General features: G+C 50.4%; 19 protein-coding genes and 1 tRNA gene. 11 read left to right on the top strand and 9 right to left on the bottom strand.

Annotation, left to right across the window (positions count from 1 at the left end; all coding sequences use genetic code 11):
- Positions 1 to 33: 33 nt before the first annotated feature.
- The 5 genes from H164_RS0101180 to H164_RS0101160 all read right to left on the bottom strand — a co-directional run bounded on the left by H164_RS0101180 (position 34) and on the right by H164_RS0101160 (position 7,172).
- Positions 34 to 1,023, bottom strand: a complete 990-nt coding sequence (locus tag H164_RS0101180; RefSeq protein ID WP_019966938.1) for a YqiA/YcfP family alpha/beta fold hydrolase — start codon at positions 1,021 to 1,023, stop codon at positions 34 to 36.
- 501 nt (positions 1,024 to 1,524) lie between these two features.
- Complete coding sequence (locus H164_RS0101175; RefSeq protein WP_019966937.1) at positions 1,525 to 2,982, bottom strand: TrkH family potassium uptake protein; 1,458 nt, start codon at positions 2,980 to 2,982, stop codon at positions 1,525 to 1,527.
- Complete coding sequence (trkA, locus tag H164_RS0101170; RefSeq protein ID WP_008565429.1) at positions 2,979 to 4,322, bottom strand: Trk system potassium transporter TrkA; 1,344 nt, start codon at positions 4,320 to 4,322, stop codon at positions 2,979 to 2,981. The genes H164_RS0101175 and trkA overlap by 4 nt, the downstream gene beginning before the upstream one ends.
- A complete protein-coding gene (gene dxs / locus H164_RS0101165; RefSeq protein ID WP_019966936.1) occupies positions 4,319 to 6,199 on the bottom strand; it encodes a 1-deoxy-D-xylulose-5-phosphate synthase in 1,881 nt (626 codons plus the stop codon). Before dxs ends, trkA begins: the two co-directional genes overlap by 4 nt.
- 466 nt (positions 6,200 to 6,665) lie before the next feature.
- Positions 6,666 to 7,172, bottom strand: a complete 507-nt coding sequence (locus tag H164_RS0101160; protein ID WP_019966935.1) for a low molecular weight protein-tyrosine-phosphatase — start codon at positions 7,170 to 7,172, stop codon at positions 6,666 to 6,668.
- 253 nt (positions 7,173 to 7,425) lie between these two features.
- Between H164_RS0101160 and asnA the strand changes: the two genes are divergently transcribed.
- Entirely contained in the window at positions 7,426 to 8,463 is a 1,038-nt protein-coding gene (gene asnA / locus H164_RS0101155) for an aspartate--ammonia ligase (protein ID WP_019966934.1), read from the top strand.
- A 16-nt stretch (positions 8,464 to 8,479) separates the two neighbouring features.
- Here asnA and H164_RS0101150 read toward each other — a convergent pair whose 3' ends face one another.
- Positions 8,480 to 10,276: a DNA polymerase III subunit gamma/tau gene (locus H164_RS0101150; RefSeq protein WP_019966933.1), complete on the bottom strand. Its 1,797-nt coding sequence runs from the start codon at positions 10,274 to 10,276 to the stop codon at positions 8,480 to 8,482.
- Positions 10,277 to 10,339: 63 nt separating this feature from the next.
- On the opposite strand from H164_RS0101150, the gene H164_RS0101145 reads away from it, so the two are divergent.
- The 8 genes from H164_RS0101145 to H164_RS0101110 all read left to right on the top strand — a co-directional run bounded on the left by H164_RS0101145 (position 10,340) and on the right by H164_RS0101110 (position 16,618).
- Positions 10,340 to 10,678, top strand: a complete 339-nt coding sequence (locus tag H164_RS0101145) for an FtsB family cell division protein (protein WP_019966932.1) — start codon at positions 10,340 to 10,342, stop codon at positions 10,676 to 10,678.
- The gene (locus tag H164_RS0101140; protein WP_008565421.1) at positions 10,662 to 11,072 is read left to right on the top strand and encodes a hypothetical protein; all 411 of its coding nucleotides are present in this window, start codon (positions 10,662 to 10,664) and stop codon (positions 11,070 to 11,072) included. The genes H164_RS0101145 and H164_RS0101140 overlap by 17 nt, the downstream gene beginning before the upstream one ends.
- Before the next feature lie 130 nt (positions 11,073 to 11,202).
- On the top strand, positions 11,203 to 12,003 hold the full coding sequence (locus H164_RS0101135) for a DUF4369 domain-containing protein (RefSeq protein ID WP_019966930.1): 801 nt from the start codon (positions 11,203 to 11,205) through the stop codon (positions 12,001 to 12,003).
- Positions 12,004 to 12,013: 10 nt separating this feature from the next.
- Positions 12,014 to 13,345, top strand: coding sequence for a dihydroorotase (locus H164_RS0101130; RefSeq protein ID WP_019966929.1), 1,332 nt, complete (start codon positions 12,014 to 12,016; stop codon positions 13,343 to 13,345).
- Between the two features lie 4 nt (positions 13,346 to 13,349).
- Positions 13,350 to 14,147 (top strand): vitamin B12 dependent-methionine synthase activation domain-containing protein, encoded by a 798-nt coding sequence (locus tag H164_RS0101125; protein WP_019966928.1) that lies wholly within the window; start codon positions 13,350 to 13,352, stop codon positions 14,145 to 14,147.
- 14 nt (positions 14,148 to 14,161) lie between these two features.
- On the top strand, positions 14,162 to 15,337 hold the full coding sequence (locus tag H164_RS0101120) for a metallophosphoesterase (protein ID WP_025829774.1): 1,176 nt from the start codon (positions 14,162 to 14,164) through the stop codon (positions 15,335 to 15,337).
- A gap of 14 nt (positions 15,338 to 15,351) precedes the next feature.
- Positions 15,352 to 16,110, top strand: coding sequence for a lysophospholipid acyltransferase family protein (locus tag H164_RS0101115; protein WP_019966926.1), 759 nt, complete (start codon positions 15,352 to 15,354; stop codon positions 16,108 to 16,110).
- A 187-nt stretch (positions 16,111 to 16,297) separates the two neighbouring features.
- A complete protein-coding gene (locus H164_RS0101110) occupies positions 16,298 to 16,618 on the top strand; it encodes a TfoX/Sxy family protein (protein ID WP_019966925.1) in 321 nt (106 codons plus the stop codon).
- 660 nt (positions 16,619 to 17,278) lie between these two features.
- Here the strand turns inward: H164_RS0101110 and H164_RS0101100 are convergent.
- From H164_RS0101100 to H164_RS0101090, 3 genes are all read right to left on the bottom strand, one after another.
- Complete coding sequence (locus tag H164_RS0101100; RefSeq protein ID WP_019966923.1) at positions 17,279 to 18,736, bottom strand: hypothetical protein; 1,458 nt, start codon at positions 18,734 to 18,736, stop codon at positions 17,279 to 17,281.
- On the bottom strand, positions 18,733 to 19,671 hold the full coding sequence (locus H164_RS0101095; RefSeq protein ID WP_019966922.1) for a glycosyltransferase family 2 protein: 939 nt from the start codon (positions 19,669 to 19,671) through the stop codon (positions 18,733 to 18,735). The genes H164_RS0101100 and H164_RS0101095 overlap by 4 nt, the downstream gene beginning before the upstream one ends.
- A 145-nt stretch (positions 19,672 to 19,816) precedes the next feature.
- Positions 19,817 to 19,890 (bottom strand) — tRNA-Arg (locus tag H164_RS0101090).
- A gap of 151 nt (positions 19,891 to 20,041) precedes the next feature.
- Between H164_RS0101090 and pepT the strand changes: the two genes are divergently transcribed.
- Positions 20,042 to 21,265: a peptidase T gene (gene pepT / locus H164_RS0101085; RefSeq protein ID WP_019966921.1), complete on the top strand. Its 1,224-nt coding sequence runs from the start codon at positions 20,042 to 20,044 to the stop codon at positions 21,263 to 21,265.
- 276 nt (positions 21,266 to 21,541) lie between these two features.
- Positions 21,542 to 23,830: a cation:proton antiporter gene (locus H164_RS0101080; protein ID WP_019966920.1), complete on the top strand. Its 2,289-nt coding sequence runs from the start codon at positions 21,542 to 21,544 to the stop codon at positions 23,828 to 23,830.
- The last annotated feature ends 4 nt before the right edge of the window (positions 23,831 to 23,834 follow it).

Genomic DNA, 23,834 nt, shown 5'->3' with positions numbered 1-23,834 from the left:
CTTCCCTTTGGAGGGGGCGGGGGAGGCCCTTATTCATTGTCCACCCAGCCTTTCAAAGAACGTAATCACCTCTTCCCACGTTTTGAACGCATCGCTGCCAAAGGCGATGGTCGTACCCATGAAGTTGGAATCAGGCTGCGGGTCGATGAAATAATCGCCATAGAGAAGGTTCTTTTGATTGGTGAACACCACACGATCGTAGGCCGGTGCCGAGAGATATTCCTCCACCCAACGCTGTACTTCGTCCGTGTAAGCATGGTTGTTTGTGGGCACCGGCGCCACGACATACACCTGATAGTGCTCCAACAGCAGTTCATAGGCTTTGTGCATGCTGCTTAACGGCTTGCCGAAAGGGTCGTGCAAGGCATCATAATGCAGATAGATGATGGGACGTTCCGTGCCGTTCTGCCGGTCGTCTATCCAGCGAATGACGGGCACGAGATAGTGGAGTGCCACCTTATCTATAAGCCGATGCTCACCATGAAAGCGGATAGCATTGGGGTAATGCGCCTTGAACAGGTCGAAAGTGTGCACAACCGGATCGTTATCCCCAAAGAGACCGTAGACGCGTTTGCGCTCTTCGGCATCGATATTTGCAAAACATTGCGCCGTGATGTCCCTGTATTCCTTGACGAGTCCCTTGGTGACAATCACCTCCTGCACGCCATCCTTGCGCGGATTTTGAAACACTTGACGACCCATCATGCTGCTCATGGTGTCGCCCATCTCAAAGGCCGGATTGACAAGAATGCGGTCCGTGCCTCGCAACATCTCCGTGTACATGCCGCCCATCGACGTTCCGATGATGAGGTCGGGGCGCTCTTCGTCGACCATATTGCGCAATAAAGGCATGGCATCTTGAGGGCATAGGGGTATGTCTTCGGCTGCAATGGTGGCTCCGGGCATGAGCTCTTGCAGCATTTTCACCGTTCCACTCTGCGCCGAGGACAAGAAACCGTGCACATACATGATTTTCTTTCCCCGCATCAGCGTGGGGAACTGTTTGCTATAAGCGTTTTCCATTTCTTCTGTTTCGTTTGTTCTGCCGGATTGCAAAGCTACAAAAAAAGTACGTAAAAGCTGGAATAAAAACACAAGAAAATAGAAACGGTTTTTTATTCCTAATCCGTCATAGGTCTTGCGCTGCGTGGGCAATTCATTTTCAGATTGATTTGAGGCTTCCGCCCCAGGGCGACGTTAACACCTATTTACGTTTGAAGCTTTCGCCCCGGGGCGATGTTAATACATGTTTACATTTGGAACTTTCGCCCTAGGGCGAAGTTAATATCTGTTTACGTTTGAGCTTGCGCCCTAGGGCGACGTTAACACATGTTTACGTTTGAAGCTTTCGCCCTGGGGCGATGTTAAGACACGTTTACATTTGGAACTTTCGCCCTAGGGCGAAGTTAATATATGTTTACGTTTAGGACTTTCGCCCCGGGGCGCAAGCAACATTTCCTTCGATTTGAGACTTGCGCCCGGGGGCGGAGGCCAATATCGATGTGGAATAATGATGACGCGCCTTCAATTATCCTTCCAAAAGGCGGGGGTAAAGATGACGAGAATGGTGAAGATTTCGAGACGACCGACAAGCATCAGTGTCGAGCAAAGCCATTTGATGCCCGATGGAAGCATCGACCAGCTCATTGTGGGACCGATTTCGAGGCCGAGCGACGGGCCGACGTTGCCGATGGAACTCAGGACGATGGTGATGGCGTTGGTGTTGTCAATGCCCGAGGCGATGATGATGAACGAGGCCACGAGGCAGAGCACGAGGTAGACGGAGAGAAAGGAAAGCAGCGTGACGCGGTGCTGCACGGAAATGTTGTTACCGTCGACGTGAACGGGTAGGACGGCGTTAGGATGAAGGATTTGTCGGAACTCGTTGCGGATAATCTTGAGCAGGACGACGATGCGAATGCTCTTGAAGCCGCCGCTCGTGCTGCCCGAGCAGGCTCCGAGGAACATGCAGGTGGCAAGCACCACCCATGTGACGTGGGGCCATGTGGCGGCGTCGTCATTGAAGAGACCCGTCGTCGTGATGAACGAAACCACTTGGAAGATGCCGCAGCGGAAGGCTTTTTCTATGGCGTAGCCGTTGTGTATCATCAGTTCGGCCATGATGAAGATCGTAAAGCCGAGAACGGCGAGGGCGTAGAAGCGGAACTCTTCGCTTTTATACATGAGTTTCAGCGAGCGGTGGGTGGCCGTCGTGTAGAGTAGCGTGAAGTTCACGCCCGAGAGGAAGCAGAAGAAGGTGGCGATGTATTCGATAGCGGGCGAGCGGAAGAACTCGGCGCTGTCGGTGTGGGTGGAGAAGCCGCCCGTGGCCGTGCTGCCCATGGCGTAGTTGATGCTGTCGAACCAGCCCATGCCGCAGGCCATGAAGCTGAGCGTGCAGCCGACGGTGAGCACGAGGTAGACCATCCATATCCACTTGGCGCCGGTGCTGAGGCGCGGGTGGAGTCGGGTGCTGACGGGTCCTGTGGCTTCGGCTGCGAACACTTTGACGGAACCGCCGACGAAGGAGGGAAGAATGGCCGTGGTGAAGAAGACGATGCCCAAACCGCCTATCCACTGCGTCATGCTGCGCCAGAAGAGCAGGCCGTGGGTCAGCTTGTCTACGTCGTCGATGATGGTGGCACCGGTGGTGGTGAAGCCCGACATGGTCTCGAAGTAGGCGTCGGTGAAAGCGGGTATGTAGCCACTGATGATGAAGGGAAGCGTGCCGAAGAGGCTGAAGATGACCCACGAGAGCGTCACGACGAGATAGGCGTCGCGCCGGCTCATATAGTTGTCGGCATTTCGGCCGAGAAAGCGGAGCACGATGCCCGATAGTAAGGTCAGGATAATGGTAATGATGAAAGCGGGGACGTCGTCTTCCTGATAGCCGATGGCCATGCCTAAGCAACTCAACAGCAACGCAGCTTCGATGAAGAGCAATGAGCCGATAATCTTGAATATGATGTTGCGGTTGATCATTTGTTGAAGATTTTTTCTATTGCCTTCATGTTGACGTTGTGGCAGAACACCATCACCGAGTCGCCGGCGTTGATGCGTGTGTTGCCCGATACAAGGTAGCCTTCGCCGTTGCGAACGAGTCCGCCGATGGTCATTCCGTAGGGCAGTCTCATGTCTTTGACGGCTTTGAGCGTGATACGCGAGCCTTCTTGCGGGATAAACTCGGCCACGTCGGCGTTGGCGTTCATCAAGAAGCGCACGTTGTGCACGTTGGCGTCGAGCATCATCTGGTAGATGTGGCCGGCCGAAATGGCTTTCTTATTGATGATGGTACCGATGTCCAAGCTTTCGGCCATGTTCACGTAGTCTACGTTCTCGACCATGGCCACAGTCTTCCTGACGCCCATTCGCTTGGCCGTGAGGCAGGCAAGGATATTGGTCTCGGCATTCCCTGTGAGGGCCACGAATGCCTGCGTGTTGCGGATTCCCTCTTCCTGCAGCAGTGCGACGTCGCGCCCGTCGCCGTGGATAATCAGTGCACGGTCGTCGAGCAGTTCGTTGAGGCGGTCGCAACGGCGTTCGTCGGCCTCGATGATTTTCACGTCCATGTATTCGGGCATCGTCTTGACGGCCCTGACGGCAGTGCGTCCGCCGCCCATCACCATCACGTGCTTCACGTCGACATAGTGTTCCTTGCCCACGATTTTGCGAATGAAAGGGATATACTGTCGCGTTGTCATAAAGTAGGCCATGTCGTAACGTTTCAGCACATCGTTTCCACCCGGAATGATAGTGTCTCCGTCGCGCTTGATAGCCACGACGTGATAGGGGTCTTCGGGTCCACTGATATCTTTCAGCGGTTTGTCAAGTATCGTACATGTCTCTCGGAGCTTGATGCCCAGCATCACCAAGGCACCGTCGTGCACGTCCCAACGCTGGCGAACCCAACTCATCTTCAGCCCGTTGTTGATGTCTGTAGCGGCCAACAGCTCCGGATAGATGACGGAGCTGATGCCCAAATCCTCAAAGATGTCGGCAGAACCGGGCGCCACGTATTCGTAGTTATCCACCTTGGCTACGGTCTTCTTGGCTCCCAAAGCCTTGGCAAGCATGCAGCCCATCATATTCTTGTTCTCGTCGGGGGTGACAGCGATAAAAAGGTCGGCCGACGCGATGCCGGCTTCCTTCAACACCTTGATACTGGTGCACGAGGCATTCATCGTCATCAAGTCGAAGTCGGAGCCGAGCTTGTCCAGCTTCTCCTGACTTTCGTCCATCAAGATAATGTCTTGATTGTCTCTTGAGAGCAGTTTGGCAAGATACGTTCCTATGGTATATGCACCGGCAATAATGATTTTCATTTCTTCGTCTCCTTAATGGCAGCAACGATGCTGTCGATGTCCATGTTACAGATGCGTTTCAGTTCGGCTACGGTTCCGTGCTCGACGAATTCGTCGGGCATTCCCATGCGCTTCACGGTGGGCGTGTAGCCGTGGTCGCTCAACCATTCGAGCACGGCCGAGCCCATTCCGCCGTTGCGCGTGCCGTCTTCGATGGTGATAATATGCTTGAAACGTTTGCCTACTTCGTGGAGCAAGTCCTCGTCGAGCGGCTTCAAGAAGCGCAGGTCATAGTGGGCGACTTCTTCCTCCAACTTCGTTATGGCAAGCTCGACGTCGTTCCCAATCGGCCCGATGCTGATAACGGCCGTCTGCTTGCCGTCGCGCAGCTTGCGACCCGTGCCCACCTCGACCGCTTCCAACGGGCATTTCCAGTCTTTCCTTACGCCTCTTCCGCGCGGATAGCGAATGACGAACGTACCTCGGTCGGGCTGCTGAGCCGTGTACATCAGCCGACGCAGTTCGTGCTCGTCCATCGGCGCGGCTATCGTCAGGTTAGGAATGGGACGCAGGGCCGCCATGTCGAAAGCACCGTGATGCGTCGGCCCGTCTTCTCCCACAAGTCCTGCGCGGTCGAGGCAAAGCACCACGTTCAGGTTCAGCAGCGCAAGGTCGTGAATGATGTTGTCGTAGGCCCGCTGACTGAAGGCACTGTAGATGTTGCAGAAAGGCAGCAGCCCGTCCTTTGCCATACCGCCCGAGAAAGTCACCGCGTGCCCTTCGGCAATGCCCACGTCGAACACGCGGTCGGGCATCGCTTTCTGCATGATACTCATCGAGCAACCCGTCGGCATGGCCGGCGTCACGCCCACGATACGCTTGTTCCGCCCGGCCAGCTCGAGCAGCGTCTCCCCGAACACGTCCTGATATTTGGGCGGCATATTGCTGCAATCTTGCACGATGCGCTCGCCCGTCTCGGGGTCGAACTTGCCCGGCGCATGCCATATCGTGGCACTCTTCTCGGCCGGTTCGTAGCCTTTTCCTTTCGTAGTGTGCAGATGAAGCAGCTTCGGCCCGCGCATATCCTTGAGCTGGCACAGCACGCGCACCACCTCTTTCACGTTGTGCCCGTCGAACGGACCGAAATAGCGAATGTTCATTCCCTCAAAGATATTCTGTTGATGGCTCAGCGCACTCTTCAACGCATTATTCAGGCGCAGGATGCCCTTCTTGCGCTCCTCGTTCAGGTAACCTTTGCTGTGGAGCCACCGACTGGCCTTGAAGCGCAGCCTGTTGTAGGTCTCGTTGGTATCGAGGTTCAACAGATACTTCTCCATGCCGCCCACCGCACGGTCAATCGACATATCGTTGTCGTTGAGAATAATCAGCAAGTCGTTGGGCGTGCTCGACACATTGTTGAGCCCCTCGAAAGCCAGCCCGCCGCTCATCGCACCATCGCCGATAACCGCCACGACATGCCTTCCGCTGCCATTCGCCGCCACAGCCATGCCCAAGGCCGCCGAGATCGAATTGCTGGCGTGCCCGCAGGCGAACGTGTCGTATTCGCTTTCGGCCGGACTTGGAAACGGACAGATGCCATGCAGCTTCCGGTTCGTGCAGAACCGGTCGCGCCGCCCCGTCAGTATCTTGTGCCCGTAGGCCTGATGCCCCACGTCCCACACGATACGGTCCTCCGGCGTGTCGAAAACGTAATGCAGGGCCACCGTAATCTCCACGGCACCCAACGAAGACGCGAAGTGCCCCGGGTTCACCGCCACTTCGTCGATAATCTTCCCGCGCAGCTCCTTGCACACTTCGGGCAACCGCTCGAGGTCGAGCCGCCGCAGGTCGGCAGGGTATTTGATTTGGTTTAATAATTCGAATTTGTCACTACTCATCAATACGTGCAGCATGATTAACGCTGCAAAGGTAAGCTAAACAAACGTAACACGCAAAGAAAACGTCTATTTATTTCAGCCTCCCTTTCCCTTTTTCCTTTTCCGTCCCCTTATATAATAAGGTGAAAATATTTTCCTACCGCATCTTTTATAACGCATAACCGTAGAGAAACGCTTTTTCCTCCGCATGTCTTGTGACTCCCAACCGTATGTCTTATGATTTACAACCGTAGGGAAACGTATTTCCTACCGTATGTTCCGTGATTTCCATCCGTATCTTTTTGAATTATCTCCATGGAGAAACGAACTTATCTCCATGGAGATAAATATTTATCTCCACGGAGATAATTCAAAAAGATACGGACGGAAAGAATAAAAGATACGGAGGAAAATGTCTTTCCTCCGTATTCTAAAAACGTTTTCATCTTGAACGGACGCACAGCCTTTGCGTCCCTATCATCATCTCTCAGCCTTTTGCGTGGCCGACCAATGCGTTCAGCAGTCCTTCCACGCCGTCTTCAATCAGGTCGAGCGCCCGTTCAAAGTCGGCGGCGCCGCCATAATAGGGGTCGGGCACGCTCGTTGCGTGCGGGTGGGCTGTGAAGAAGTCGGCCATTCGCTCCACTTTCCGAGCCTCTTCGGGCGCGGCTTTGGCGGTGATGATGCGGTAATTGTCGTCGTCCATGACCACAATGCGGTCGAAATGCTTGAAGTCCGAAGGCCGGATTTGTCGTGCGCGATGGTCGATTTGATAGCCGCGACGGGCGCCGTGCTCGCGCATTCGGCGGTCGGGAAGCTCTCCTTCGTGCCAGTTTCCTATGCCGGCGGAGTCCACTTCGAAGCGGTCGGACAGTCCCCGTGCGTCGATTGTCTTTTGAAACACGGCGTGGGCGGCCGGCGAACGGCAGATGTTGCCCAGACAGATGAAAAGAATCTTGGTGCGTGCAGTCGTTTTTGTGTTCATGTTTGTCATTGTTGTTGTCAATTGCGTGCAAAGGTAAGAAAATGTGGGCAGTCTTGCAACCCTGTACGGTTTCTTTAGGCCGCCGGCCTTGCTGTGTTGCGGCCGGAAGATGGTTGCCTTTCGTTTATAAGGTAAATACAGAAAGACAGTCAAAGTCGTGTTTTTGTGGCAAAATGAAGATTATTTGGGGTGGTTTGCTTGCATTTTAACGATTATTGCTTATCTTTGCATGCAGAACTAAAACGTAAGAAGAGGAATTGCAATGAGTAAACTGATAAAGCCCGAAGGCTATAAAGCGCTGCTCGACATGTGGCAGACCGAACAGGGAATCAAGTTGATTAAAGACTTTTTTCAGCAGAATCTTGCCACGGAATTGCGCCTGCGTCGCGTGACCGCCCCACTGTTTGTGCTGACGGGGCTGGGCATCAACGACGACCTCAATGGGGTGGAGCGGCCTGTCAGTTTCCCGATAAAAGATCTCCACGATGCGCGGGCCGAAGTGGTTCATTCTTTGGCCAAATGGAAGCGATTGACGCTCGCTGATTATGGAGTTGAGCCGGGATATGGGGTCTATACGGATATGAATGCCATTCGGGCCGACGAAGAATTGGACAATCTTCACTCGCTTTATGTGGACCAATGGGACTGGGAAGCTGTCGTAAGCAAGGAGGAACGCACGATTGGCTTCCTTGAGAATGTGGTGCGGCGCATCTATGCTGCCATTTTGCGAACGGAATATCTGACGTGCGAAACTTATCCGATGATTAAACCCTTCTTGCCACGCGAGATTCATTTCGTTCACAGTCAAGACCTCTTGGAGATGTACCCCGAACTCGAACCCAAACAACGTGAGGATGCGATTTGCAAACAGTTAGGTGCCGTGTTCATTGAAGGTATCGGCGGGAAACTAAGTGACGGGAAGAAGCATGACGGCAGGGCGCCCGACTATGACGACTGGAGCACGGTGGGAGAAAACGGCAAGAAGGGACTCAACGGCGACATTCTTGTTTGGTATCCTGTGCTGAACCGCGCGATAGAATTAAGCTCCATGGGCATCAGGGTGGACAAGGAAGCCTTGCTGCGACAACTGAAAATAGAGGGAAAAGAAGACCGAAAGGCGTTGTATTTCCATCAAAAGCTGCTCAACGGAGATTTGCCTTTGAGCATCGGGGGAGGCATCGGGCAGAGCCGTCTTTGCATGATTATGCTCCACAAAGCCCATATCGGCGAGATACAAGCCAGCATCTGGCCCGAAGAGATGCGCAAGGAGTGTCGCCGTTCGGGTATGCCTTTGATTTGAACGGCGCAGGCTGCTTTCACGACATATCCAAGTTGAGCGTCTGACACAGCTTGGCGAGTGCCGGGTTTTCTTTTTTCATTTCTTCGAAACTTTCACGCTTGGTGAGCAATTTTTTCACTTCGGCCCCTTGAGCCACGCGCCAATCGATGTTGATTTGGCCGTTGTTCAGTTCTTTAGCCAATGTGGCTTTGATGCGCGGCTTAATGGAAGCCACCTGAGTGAGAATGATTTGATTGTCAAGTACAATCTCTATGTTTGGAAACTCGGTTATTCGGGGCGTTACGTTCTTCAATCGCGTTGCCAGAACCTGGAGTTCCTGCGGCATTCTGACCAACATTGCGAACCAAGACGTCTCGAGTTGGTCTTGCGTGAAGTGTCTTTCCTGTGTCGTGTCTACTTCGAATTGCTCCGTTTTCGGCTCTTCGGAGCGGTTTACCTGCGCCCGATGCCCGCGGAAAGTGAAGCCGAGGGTGTCGATGTTCACGTTGGAGAGGGGCTTTGTCGGTGCCTTTTCGGGAGTGTTTGTTGCCGAAACCGTGGGCGAAGACGCCTGAACAACGGTTTCGGCAGGTTTCGGTTGCGTTCTCTCTCGGGGAGAGATGGCGTGTTTCTCAGCCGCAGCCACCTGCAAAGCTGCCGTCGTTGGCTGAGATTTCATCAGATTTTTGAACAGGGATTTCAATCGCTTAGGGCTACGCCCCGCGCCGGTATCGTCTTCGGGCTGCGTGATTTGCGCCATTTGTATAAGCGTCAGCTCCACCAACAGCCGCTTGTTGCTGCTCTGTTTGTAGTTGATGTCGCATTGGTTGAGCACTTTCAGCGCCTGATAAAGGAAGTTCACGGGGCATTTCTTGGCTTGTTCGTGAAACTTTTCCCGCTGTTGTTGGCTCGTTTCCAAGAGCGGCAGCGTCTGTTCGTCACGAGCCATGAGCACATTTCGAACGTGTGCAGCGAGTCCCGTGACCAGATTGCCCCCGTCAAAGCCCTTTTTTAGAACGTTGTTGAACAGCAACATGATGTCAGAGACCTTGTTTTGCAGGGCATCGTCTACGATTTGGAAGTAATTGTCGGCATCCAACACGTTAAGGTCCTCTATTACCTTTTGATAAGTGATGTTTCCTTGGCAGAAACTTGCCGCTTGATCGAAGATGGAAAGCGCGTCACGCATGCCACCATCGGCTTTTTCGGCAATGACGGCAAGTGCTTCTTCCTCATAGGTTATGCCTTCTTTGTCGGCAACCGTCTTCAAATGCGCAATCGTATTGCCCACCGTCATGCGCTCGAAGTCGTAGATTTGACAGCGAGAAAGGATTGTCGGAAGGATTTTATGCTTCTCTGTGGTGGCCAAGATGAAGATGACATGAGCGGGAGGTTCCTCAAGAGTCTTCAGAAAAGCATTGAAGGCAGCCGTCGAAAGCATGTGCACCTCGTCGATGATAAACACCTTATAGCGACCCACTTGCGGTGGTATTCGCGTCTGTTCCATCAGAGATTTGATGTTCTCCACAGAGTTGTTGCTGGCCGCATCAAGTTCAAATATGTTGTAAGAACGCTGCTCATTGAAAGCCTTACAGCTTTCACAGGCATTGCAAGCCTCGCCGTCTTCGCTCGGATTTTCACAGTTAATGGCCTTCGCAAAGATGCGAGCACAAGTGGTTTTCCCTACACCTCGCGGGCCACAGAACAAGTAAGCATGCGCCAGTTTCCTGCTTTTCACCGCATTCTTCAGCGTTGTTGTGAGCGCATGTTGGCCCACAACGGAGTCGAAAGTCATAGGGCGATACTTCCTTGCCGATACAATATAATCTTCCATTTTTTCTGAATTGATGATGCAAAGATAGTAAAAATTATTATCTTTGCAAACAAATAAACAATAATGGCAGGCCGTTTGAATGGTATCTTGGGGTTCATTGCCCACTATAAATATCTTATAGTGGTTGTCATTGGAGTGCTCATTGTCGGCTTGATCGATGAGAATAGCTTCCTGAAACGTGTGCAATTGGAACTCCGAATCAGTGACCTGAAGCGCGAAATCAACAGATATACGGAACAGTACGAAGCCGATTCTCGCCAATTGAATGAGCTGAAACGTCACCCGAAAGCTATTGAAAGGATAGCCCGGGAGCGTTATTTCATGAAGGCAGACGACGAGGATATCTACGTGCTGAGCGATGATGAACAACCTATTGAGACGAATAATGAAACAACTGAATAGTCTACAAAGTCTTCTTTTTATCGGTGGTGGGCTCCTCATGGTAGTGGGAGTGGGCTGCTATGTGTTTATGTTTGCCATGCAAATCGTCTGTTGGATAGCACTGACAGGCTGCATTCTGTTTGCTTTGATGCAAATGATGCAGACCTATGAAGGCAACAGTTTGACCCTCAAACGGCTGAGAAATATCCTTAATTTTGCCGACATGCTGTTCGTTCTCGCTGGTCTTTTGATGGTTGATAACGCATATGGTTTCTTGCGTTCTGCATTTGGCAATCAAATTGACTACATTACTTATATATATAACAAGTGGGTCGTCGTTCTTTTGATTGCTGTCGTCGTTGAAGTGTATGCGGTTCATCGCATCGACCATGAACTGAAGAAAGAAAATAAATGACAGACAGAGCCATCGCAATGCCGATTACGAAAAAAACATAAAAGGAACACTTGATAAATTAAATAGCATAAATTTTCTTTCGCACTCCGTTACTTCCTATTATCTTTGTTAACAGAACAAGAAAACAGTTATGAATAAAGTCTTATACGCCTTTCTGACGCTTTTAGCCTTGACATCTTGTGCAGATGCTTACAACATTGTGGGCACCTCAAACGTGTCTAATCTCGATGGAAGAATGCTGTATTTGAAGATACTTAAGAACAATGAGTTCAAGACACTCGACTCTTGTGACGTCGTTCATGGGCAGTTTAAGTTCTCAGGAACGGTGGACTCTGTTTGCATGGGCAATATTTTCATGGACGAAGAAAGCGTACTTCCATTGGTAGTTGAGGCCGGAAACATCACCATAAAGATTGACAATACACAACAAACTGTCAGCGGAACTCCGCTGAATGACAAGCTTTTTGTGTTTTTCAACAAGTATAATCAATTGAAAAACCAAGAGTCAGAACTCGTTCATAAGCATGACCAAGCCATTATGAACGGCCGTAATATGGACATTGTGAACGCCAACTTGAGTAGAGAAGCTGCCCGATTGACGCAGAAAGAAGACGAACTTGTCACCACGTTTGTCACCGAAAACTTCGACAATGTGCTGGGCCCCGGCATCTTTTTCATGGTGACTGTGGGTTATCAATACCCTGAATTGACGCCTTGGATAGAGGATATTATGAGCAAAGCTACTGATAAGTTCAAGAACGATCCCTATGTAAAGGACTATTATCAAAAGGCACAAGAGAACCAACAAATCATGAATGGATTGCGTGAAGTAGAGCCTTCGGCAGCCGAAAACGATGCTCCGCAAACGGATTCTCAGCCTGTTCGTCCGGCTCCGACACCTGCACAGATGGCGCAACCCGCTGCCCGATAACTGCAAAACGATGAAGACGATCATACAAGGTGGCACAGTCGTCAATGAAGGTCGCTCCGTTCGGGGCGACATTGTCATTGAAGAAGACCGTATAACTGCTGTTTGTGAAACCGCAGAAACGCCTCGGGGAGTCTACGACCAAACGGTAGATGCCTCGGGGTGTTTTGTTTTTCCGGGTGTCATCGATGCTCATGTGCACTTCCGTGAGCCCGGTTTGACGCGCAAAGCCGACATTGAGAGCGAGAGTCGCGCGGCTGCTTTCGGTGGCGTCACCTCGTATATGGAGATGCCGAATACCTCGCCTCAGACCACCACTCCCGAGGCTTGGCAGGAGAAGATGGCCATTGCCGGTTGTAAAAGCCATGTGAACTACAGCTTTTTCTACGGGGCCACAAACAGTAATGCCGACACTTTTGCCTCGCTCGACCGTACACTTTTCCCGGGAATAAAGCTTTTCATGGGTGCCAGTACGGGCAATATGCTGGTAGATAAGCGCGACCGTCTGGAATATATATATAAGGTGTGCGCCGACTTAGACCTGCAGTTGATGACCCATTGTGAGGACACCGACATCATCACGTCCAACATGTTGCGGGCCAAAAGCCTACAGGCCGACCCCGATATCAGCCTACATCCGCTCATCAGAAGCGAGGAAGCCTGCTATCGGAGCACGGCTCTTGCAGTGGAACTGGCACGGAGATACGGCACAAGACTCCATGTTGCCCATCTCACAACGGCCCGTGAACTTTCCTTTTTCGGCCTCGATGACCGCATAACGGCAGAGGTAGTGCTGGCTCATCTCCTCTTTTCCGACGAGGATTATCAGGCTTTAGGCACACGCATCAAATGTAATCCTGCGGTCAAAACCAAGGCCGATCGCGATGCACTTCGCCGTGCCTTGACCGATGGGCGTATCACAACCGTGGGCACAGACCATGCACCTCACGAGCTTAAAGATAAGGAAGGTGGGTGTTTGGCTGCTTCGGGCATGCCGATGGTGCAGTTTTCGCTCGTTGCGATGCTTGAATTGGCCGACCAAGGTATACTGTCTCGCGAGCGAGTTGTCGAGTTAATGTGTCACAATCCGGCCCGTCTTTTCCGTATTGATGACCGCGGTTTCCTGCGCAAAGGCTATAAGGCCGACCTCACCATTGTGCGTCCTGCGAGTCCATGGACCGTGACAACCGACACGATTGAGAGTAAATGCAAGTGGAGTCCGCTGGAAGGTCGCATCTTTAATAACCGCGTTCAAACAACAATATGCAATGGACACGTCGTCTATGACCGCGGCCTTTTCGATGCTTCCTACCGTGGAGAGCCGCTGACATTCCATACATCATGAAAGAATGATACTGCATTACGATATTCAAGACATCGTTCCCTATATCAATTGGCTCTATTTTTACCACGCTTGGAGCATGAACGGGAAGTCCGAAACGGCAAAGTTGCAGTTGCGGAAAGATGCAGAAGAGATGTTACACACTTGGGAAGGATGTTATCATACACATGCTGTTTTTGGGCTGTTTGATGCAAACAGCGATGGAGATGACCTCATCTTGGGTGATAAACGCCTGCCGATGTTGCGCCAACAGAAGCCAAAGAAGCCCGGATACCCCAATCTCTGTTTGGCCGATTTCATACGTCCTGTTGGTAAAGGTAAGGATAAAGTGGGCGTATTTGCCACGTCGGTGGATGCCGAATTGCAGAAAGCTTATCTGCATGATGACTATCAACGCATGCTGTCACAGGTGCTTGCCGACCGCTTGGCAGAGGGAACTGCCGAGAAAATGCATGAAGAAGTGAGGCGAAACTACTGGGGATACGCTCCCAATGAGCGCCTGACAATGGAGCAAACGCATAACGAACAATATCAAGGAATACGTCCTGCTGTGGGCTATCCTTCCCTGCCTGACACGAGTATCAACTTCATTTTAAATGAGTTGATCGATATGAAAGGCATCGGAATACGCCTCACCGAGAGTGGAATGATGACGCCCCATGCCAGTGTAAGCGGCCTGATGCTGGCCCATCCCGGCAGCCGTTATTTTGAATTAGGGCGCATCGGGGCCGACCAAATCAATGACTATGCCCGCCGACGCGGACTGCCTGTCGAACTGATACGGCGGTTCCTCAAGGGCGTTTAAAACCAAAATAAACGATGATAGCAAGAATTATCTTTCTTTTGATACCGATGATTGTGCTGAGCGACTTCTATATCGAGCGGTACTTTCTACGAAATTATCCGCGTTATACGCCCGTTAAACGACTCTTTTGGTGGCTTCCGGGCGCATTGATGCTACTGTTTTGCTTGGCATTGGCATGTTGTGGAAAGTTCGTTCCAGATGATATCCGCTGGATAAAGGCCTTTCTTATCCTCCTTGGCATCGTCGTTGTGCCCAAGACAGTCTTTGCCATCATCTCCTTATTCGGCCGACTTTGCCGGTGTTCTCGGCGCAATGGCAGGCGATGGAACCTTTTTGGGCTTGTATTAGGCATCATCTGCGGTCTCACGATGGTCTATGGTGTGCTCATAGGTCCGCAGAAATTGCGCGTCACCCGAATAGAATTGGCTTTCAAAGACCTGCCCGAAGCCTTTGATGGACTGCGCATCGTGCTCTTCAGCGACGCACATGTGGGCACCTTTAATAATGGTTGGGAGCACCTTTTACAGCGAGATATCGATACAATCTTGGCACAACGGCCCGACATGATTTGCTTTGTTGGCGACCTACAGAACACACAACCCGCCGAACTTCTGCCCAATATGGCACTGCTTTCCCGCCTTTCCAAGCAGGGAGTTCCCATGTATAGTGTCCTTGGAAACCATGACTATAGCCAGTATTTCTATGGAGATAGCGTGGCAAAAAAGGCGTGTGAAGAAGGCATAAAAACGTTGGAACGCCGAATGGGATGGCGGCTTTTGCTCAACGAGCACGCTGTTTTTTACAGCAAGGACAAGCGCGATTCGATTGTCATTGCTGGTGAGGAAAACTGCGGAGTTGGCCATTTTCCTGACTATTCTGACCTTTCAAAGACTTTGAAAGGCGTAGATCGGAAGGCATTTGTGGTCTTGTTGCAACATGATCCCAAGTCTTGGGAGAGCCGCATCTTGCCGAAAAGCCATGCCCAACTGACGCTTTGCGGTCACACACATGGCGGACAAATCAACCTTTTCGGGCTGCGTCCGACGATGATAAGCTATCATGATGACTACGGACTTGACGAGAAAGACGGGCGTTTCCTCTATGTCACGTGTGGCATCGGCGGCCTTGCTCCGATTCGAATTGGCGTAGAACCCGAGATTGCCGTCATCACCTTGCGAACGAAAAAATAAAGCATTCACGGCCTATGAAGTATCTTTACCGACTCTATCAACTCGTTATCTGCCTGCCAATCCTGCTGTTGGCGAGCATGATTACATCGCTTGTCACCGTCATTGGCTGCATGATTGGCAACGGACATTTCTGGGGTTACTATCCCGGAAAGTGCTGGGCGTGGCTTTGGATACGCCTTTTGCTGCTGCCGGTAAGCGTCGATGGGCGCGAACATTTGGTGCCCCGGCAGTCTTATGTCTTTGTGGCCAACCACCAAGGTGCCTTTGATATCTTCCTTATTTACGGCTTCTTGGGTCGCAATTTCAAGTGGATGATGAAGAAAGGGCTGCGGAAAATACCTCTTGTAGGCGTGGCTTGCCAATACGCCCACCATATTTTTGTGGACAAAAGTGGGCCATCTAAGATACGTGCCACCTATGATGAAGCACGTCATATCCTGCAAGAAGGCATGTCACTCGTGGTGTTTCCCGAAGGTGCCCGCACGTTTACGGGACATATGGGCGTGTTCCGTCGCGGTGCATTCATGCTGGCCGACGACCTCCAACTGCCCGTCGTTCCGTTGACCATCAATGGAAGTTTCAACGTAAAACCACGCACCAAGGACCTCTATTGGGTCTTTTGGCACCCCTTGAAGCTCACCATTCACGAGCCTATCATGCCCATTGGACAGGGCCCGGAGAACATTAAAAACCAGTTGGAACGCAGCTATCAGGCCGTCATGGACGGACTTGAACCGGCTTATCAAGGCTTTGTTGCGAACCCGGATCAGTGAGGCTCACCCTCAACCACCTAACCCTCACCCCCAATCCCTCCCAAGAGAGGGGAGAATGGACTTGTATTTGCACGCCAATGTAGGGACACACGGCTTGTGTGTCTGCTCAAAAGGGAAAACAAGCGTCTTGTTTCTTTCATGCAATACCCGTCAAACAAAATAACATTTCAACTTAAACCACCAAGTAATGGCATGTAATTCAGATTTCGTAACCTATGTTGTTGACCAGTGTTCCGGCGCAGGTGACATCACTTTTCGCAAGATGTTTGGTGGCTATTGCCTATATTGTTGCGATAAAATCTTCGCGTTAATATGTGACGATTTGCTGTTTTTGAAACCCACAGAAGCAGGTAGGAAGCTACTCAAAACGGAAGACCTCAGACCGCCATATCCGGGAGCCAAGCCCTATTTCTATATCGCCGAAGTGGACGATCGTGACTATCTTACGGTCCTTATCAAGGCTTCTTGCCGTGAATTACCGGAGCCGAAGCCCAAGAAAAAGAAGTAGACAAGGCTGCAACCCCGGCCTCTCTTTGCAGAAAAGCGAGCAAGAAGACCATAAAGAAACGGTTAACATTTTTTACAGAAACACTCAACTATCTTTACATTCTTGGTTGCCTCGTCCTACGATTTGCCTTAGTTCATCGTGCAATTTGGGGCAAATTGTCCTCCAATATGACGCATTTCGCACGGTGAAATGGGGCATATTGAAGGCTTATAGCACTGCTTTTGGTCTGCATTTTGGCCCATATTGTCTCCTTGTTTGCATGAAAGCATGAAAAAAGGGAAAGCCGCGAAAGGCTTTCCCTCATACAAATATACTGTTTTTTGCAGGCGAATGCAAACCGAAGCTGAAAGAAATTGACAAAAAGATATATCATCTTGCATTTCGAATACCGTCTGTTTACCGGCTGAAATATATTGATGTTTTCAGTGATTCTACGATGTTTTTCTATAATCTGCCTGCGGGCTGGAGCCTCTCCTTGTGCTTTTACCGCCTAATTGCAGGCGGTTTATCAGAGAATAGCTAAGAATATCAAAGAATAATCATGTTATATGCAGGTTGAACGGGGCTTTGTGAGCCGCGCAATAGGGCTGAAACAAAAGGCCCGTTCTTTTTGTCTCGGCAGCAACCTTGTTGAACCGGAACCGCCACAAAGCGGATATGTCACTTCAGTTTATAAAGCCGCAGGTCGCAGGAAGCATCGTTTTTGAACACCGTATAGCGGGTTTCAAGTATGGGGGCTATCTCTCTTGCATGTCCTTTTACGAGTATCCATTTGGCATTGCCGCTGAATTCCTCCCGCATCTTGGCTTTTAGGGAGTTGCTTCCATGGCACTCAAAGTCCTGAAACACGAAGAAACGATAACAAGGAACAATGTTTTCGTAAAGATATAGGTCGGGATTGCAATTGTATGCAATGAATGACCGGCGATAATCAGCAGGAAGGTCGCCCAAGAGCGTTCTATAGCGCGCCAACTCTGTGTTTTCATCATACAACGACATGAATACAAGGTAGGAACGTGCGCAGTAAACCATTGTGACAAGGCCGTACAAGGCCGACAACGATATAACGAAACCACGAAAAGCACGTGAAGACGCGTTCTCGACCATCAGCTTCACTTCCAAGAAAGCAATGCAGATGCAAGGCAAGGAGATGAGACCATAATGCGGATATCCGTTACCTCGCAACAGCCAGACAATGGAAAACAGAGAGACGAAGAGCCAGATAAGACCGGCGAAACGCCTGCGGGGGTTTGCAATTAAAACGAGAATGGACACAAACAACAGTAACCATGTGTCGGCAAAATGTATCAATGCCTTGAGAATTGCAGGCAAGGAATGCAGCTCGGAGGACGATGCTGCGGCATAGTCCAAGTTATATAGGAACGTTCCATACCACATTTCGTCAAATGCATGATGGAAAGCAAAATAAGAAGCAAAGGGGATAAACAAGACGGCAAAGCCCAAAATGAAATACAAAAGGTTGGAGAACAGATTCTTGAAACGGCCTTTTATCATCAGCCAAAAGGCAATAACGGCCACCGCGGCACAGATGCCTAAGGCGTTCGTCAGCCTTGTCAAAAGACTGAATGCTAAGACAAGACCATAGACAAACGCGTATTTTGGCGGGTGATTTGCCGCTTGTTGCTGGTCGGGATCGGAAAGCCATTGATACAACAGATAAAAGGATAAAGCAAGCAATGGAAGAAGATATTCCTCAACACAATTGCCGCCTACGTTATTGGCCGCAAAACTAAAGGTCGGGAACAGCAGCAACAACGATGAATATTTAGCCGAAAAGCCTGTTCGCAGCAGCTTCCAAAGAAAGTAAAGCGTAATGGTCAGCGAGACCATTTCAACGATAAACACCCCCGAACGAGAGCCCGTTAACAGGTAGCCCAGATAATTCATAAAGAAAATAAGGGGGCCCTTCAAGTCCCATAAGGCTACATATGGCAGCTTTCCGTCTACCCATTCCTTCCCGATTAACTGGAAAATGGCAGAATCCCCTGCTCCCGGCTCATGATAGAAAGGTGATGTCGTGTATCCATATACAGACAGGCAAGTGAATGCAAGGGCCACACAATACAAAAGAACCCATAGGTTTGATTTGTGTTTCATTGTCTCCGCGCTTTATAGTTCTCAACCAAATAGGTCGGACGGTGCTTTGCCTCATTGAAAATACGCCCGATATACTCTCCCAAAATGCCAATGGCAATCAACTGAACTGCCCCTAAGAACAGGATAACGCTTATCAAGGTAGGGAAGCCCGCAACCGGATCGCCCCAGAAGGCAACCTTAATCAAAGTCCAAATCAGGTATAGGATTGCGCAGAAAGCCGTCGTACAGCCGATAATGGTAGCGAAACGCAATGGCGTTGTCGTGAAACTTGTGAACCCTTCTATGGCTAATCCTGCCAATTGCCAAAAGCTCCAATGCGTTTGACCATACGCTCTATCTTTACGATCAAATAGGATTTCTCTCTTCTTATAGCCTATCCAGCAGAACAATCCCTTTGTATAGCGCTCGCTTTCACGCAATTGTTTCAGGGCTTCGATACACTTTTTATCCAATAATCTGAAGTCTCCGACATTCTTCAGCACCTCGAAACGGGTAGATCGGTCCAGCATATTATAAAACATCATGGACAGCTTTTTGCGAAGCCACGGCTCCTTTCCTCTGTCTTTACGCTTGGCATAGACATCTTCAAAGCCTTCTTCCCAATATCGCAGCATGTCTTTGATCAAATAGGGAGGGTCTTGCAGGTCTGCATCTATCATGACGGCACAGTCTCCTTTGCAATAATCGAAGCCTGCAAGCATTGCTTTCTCCTTACCGAAATTGCGGGACAAGTCTACATAAGCTATGTGCTTGTCCGTGTCATACAGGCTTTCGATGATGGACAAAGTCTTATCTTTGCTTCCATCATTGATGAAAAGAATCTCCCAGTCATAGTCGGGCAACGATTCCATTAACTTTTTCAGCGCCTCATACAGGTGAAGCAACGATGCTTCCTCATTGTATGCAGGAACAATAACAGAGACTAACTTCGACATCATTAAAAATTTAAGGTGGATTTTCCGGGCTATAAATCATTCAATGCAACTGGCTGAAGCATGAGTTGACATTGCCATAAGTTTCTGAATATGTTTTGGTAGCATCCAAACAATAATCATATAACAGCTCTACTTATTAAAAAAGTGACTCCGTTGGGATTCAAACCCAAGACCTTCAGAACCGGAATCTGACGCTCTATTCAGCTAAGCTACGGAGCCAAGTGCATGCAAAGTTACGAATAAAAAACTGACTGTGCAAATGTTATTTGCCAATTTATTTTGCAATCTATGCGATTTGTCGTATCTTTGCGATAGAAATCTTGTGGAAATATAATCAGAATCGTTCCACATTTAATATTGAAACAGAAGCATGGACCTTACAGAAAGATTTATCAATTACACAAAATTCGACACACAATCGTGCGAAGATTCCGACAGTGTGCCCTCAACGGCAAAACAACTTGACTTTGCCAAGTATCTGAAGAAAGAACTTGAAGACGAGGGGCTCAGCGATGTCGAGATGGACGACATGGGATATATCTACGCAACCCTTAAAGCCAACACCAAGAAGAAGACGCCAACGATCGGCTTTATCTCGCATTATGACACCAGTCCTGACGCAAGTGGCAAGGATGTAAAGGCCAGAATTATTCGCAACTACGACGGAAATGACATAGAACTCTCGCCGGGCATCTTCTCGACAACCGAGAAATTCCCTGAACTGAAGGCGCATGTCGGCGAGGATCTGATTGTCACCGACGGCACAACATTGCTGGGAGCAGACGACAAAGCGGGCATTGCTGAGATCGTGCAAGCCATGTGTTACCTGCGTGACCACGATGAAATAAAGCACGGAGACATTCGCGTGGGCTTCAATCCCGACGAGGAAATCGGCATGGGTGCCCATCATTTCGATGTCGAAAAGTTTGGTTGCGACTGGGCATACACTATGGATGGAGGCGACTTGGGCGACTTGGAATACGAGAACTTCAACGCTGCGGGCGCCAAAGTATATATAAAAGGTGTAAGTGTCCACACCGGTTACGCCAAAGGAAAGATGCGGAATGCCAACCGACTGGCGTGCGAATTCAACGCCATGATACCCGAGACCGATATCCCCGAAACCACGGAGGGTTATCAAGGCTTTTACCATCTGCTGGGCATAGAGAGCCGGACGGAAGAGGCGAAACTAAGCTATATCATTCGCGACCATGACCGTTCGATGTTCGAGGATCGCAAGGATTTCATGGAAGAATGCGTCAGGAAGATGAACGAAAAGTATGGTGAAGGCACCGTGAGGATCGAGCTTCACGACCAATACTACAACATGAAAGAGAAGATTGACCCCAACATGCACGTGATAGACATCGTGCTCCGGGCCATGCAAGAGAACGGAGTGGCCCCGAAAGTGGAACCTATCCGTGGCGGAACTGACGGTGCACAACTGAGTTTCAAAGGCCTCCCGTGCCCGAACATCTTTGCCGGCGGCGTGAATTTCCACGGTCCTCACGAGTTCGTTTCCATTCAAGTGATGGAGAAAGCGGTGGCTGTCATCATCAAGATTTGTGAGATAACGGGCAATTTCGAAGATTAATCATCAAATAGAACAAAGAGGAAGTGCTAGACCCCGTGTCGCCCGATGATTTCAGCAGCATCGCCATCTGATTGCAAAAAGAGGGGGATGTAATTGCAAAGAGAGGGGGATGTTTTTGAAATTAGAGGGGGATGTAATTGCAAAGAGAGGGGGATGTTTTTGAAATTAGATGGGGATGTCTTTGGAAAAAGATAGGGATGTTTTCAGAAAAAACTCCCCATCTGTTAGAAAACGGATACAGAAATGGTCTGACGCACGCCCTTTTATACTTTTATTATGGCAGAAATTCCCAGCTTGATAGAAGACCTTGCACTGGTGTTGGTCGTCGCAGGTGTCGTCACCCTCGTGTTCAAGAAGCTCAAACAGCCTCTTGTTCTCGGCTATATTGTGGCCGGTTTCCTCGTCTCTCCGCACATGCCTTACACCATGTCAGTGGTAGACAAGGGCGATATCCACACGTGGGCAGACATCGGTGTGATGTTCCTTCTGTTCTCGTTAGGGCTTGATTTCTCATTTAAGAAAATCCTTAAAATGGGAATGGCGCCCGTGATTGCGGCCCTGACGATTATCTTTTCGATGATGACGCTCGGCATTCTCGTGGGCCATGGCTTCGGTTGGGGCAAGATGGATTGTATCTTCCTTGGGGGAATGCTCGCCATGTCGTCCACGACAATCATCTATAAGGCCTTCGACGACCTTGGGCTTCGGCAACAACGTTTTGCCTCGCTGGTGATGAGCGTGCTGATACTCGAAGACGTGCTGGCCATTGTTATGATGGTGATGTTGAGTGCCATTGCAAGCGGCAACGATCCCGATGGCGGCGAGATGTTAAGCTCGGTACTGAAGATTGGCTTCTTCCTGGTGTTGTGGTTCGTGGTAGGCATTTTCCTCGTCCCACTCTTCTTCCGCAGGACCCGCAAGCTGATGACAAGCGAGACGATGGTCATCGTGGCCCTCGGACTTTGCTGCCTGATGGCCGTTCTGTCCACGAAAGTGGGCTTCAGTAGCGCATTCGGGGCTTTCGTCATGGGCAGTATCATTGCCGAGACGGTAGAGGCCGACAAGATTATCAAACTCGTCGAGCCCGTAAAGAACCTCTTCGGGGCCATCTTCTTCGTGTCCGTCGGTATGCTGGTCGAGCCGAAAGTACTCGTAGACTACGCCATTCCAATTCTTGTGCTCGTGCTGACAATCTTGCTTGGACAAGGCGTTTTCGGGACGGCAGGCTTCATGTTGAGCGGTCAGCCGCTGAAGAATGCCATGCGATGTGGCTTCTCTATGGCACAAATCGGAGAGTTTGCATTCATCATTGCGTCGCTCGGTCTGTCGTTAGGTGTCATCGGTGACTTCCTTTATCCTGTCGTTGTGGCAGTCTCGGTGATTACAACTTTCCTCACACCCTACATGATGCGCTTTGCAGAACCCTGCTACAAGCACATCGAAAAGACTTTGCCAAGGAAGTGGGTGCGCCGTATGAATCACGCCGGGAACGCTCATCAGAACTCTACGGAGGAGGAGAACGACTGGAAGGTGCTGCTGCGCAAGATGCTTGTTAACACCGTTATCTATGGCATTCTGTCCACAGCTGTGATAACATTGATGCTCACTTTCTTCCTTCCTTTCAGCAGACACGCCTTCGGTCATTGGCCCGGCAACGCGGTATGCGGGCTGCTTACGGTGCTGATAATATCACCTTTCCTGCGTTCCATGGTGATGAAGAACGTGCATAGTGACGAGTTCCGCCGCTTATGGACGCAGAGCTTGCTCAACCGTTTGCCCTTGATATTCACTATCATCGTGCGGGTCGTCGTCGCCGCGATGTTCATTTTCTATATCTGTAACTATCTGACGCGCTTCAAAAATGCCTTGATGATAACGATTGCGGGCGTGGCCTTGATACTCATGATACTGTCAAGGAGCCTGAAACACCGCAGCATCAAGCTCGAACGCCTGTTCATCAAGAACCTTCGTTCGCGCGAGATTGCAGCTCGGGTGAGCGGAGAACGCCGCCCGCTTTTCGCAGGACATCTTCTCGATCGTGACATACACATCAGCGATTTCGAAGTCCCCGAAGACTCTACTTGGGTGGGGCGGACGTTGAAGGACCTGCAGTTTCGCAACCGCTTTGGCGTTCATGTGAGCAGCATTCTGCGCGGTTCGCAACGCATCAACATTCCCAACGGCAGCAATATCATCTTCCCCGGCGACCGGATTTCAGTCATCGGGAACGACGAACAACTGAAGGTTTTCAGTCAAGCCATAGGGAATGAGCTCATTCCTGAGGACCCCGAGATAGAGAAAAGAGAGATGAAACTGCGGCAGTTCGTCCTGTCTTCCGACACGCCTTTCATCGGGAAGACACTCGCCGAGAGCGGTATTCGCGACCAATATGGCTGCATGGTGGTCGGTGTTGAAGAGGGACAAGAGAACTTAACAATGATAGATCCGCAGCGAAAGTTCGAGAAAGGCGACATTATCTGGCTCGTGGGAGAAGAGAACGACTTAGAGAAAGTAGAACGGCAGATGGCGGCTTCTCCCACAATCCCGACCACTTCGAGAGAATAAATAG

The organism is Segatella maculosa DSM 19339 = JCM 15638 (assembly GCF_000382385.1).
Taxonomy (GTDB): Bacteria; Bacteroidota; Bacteroidia; order Bacteroidales; family Bacteroidaceae; genus Prevotella; species Prevotella maculosa.
This window is presented reverse-complemented; position numbering and strand designations above follow the sequence as displayed.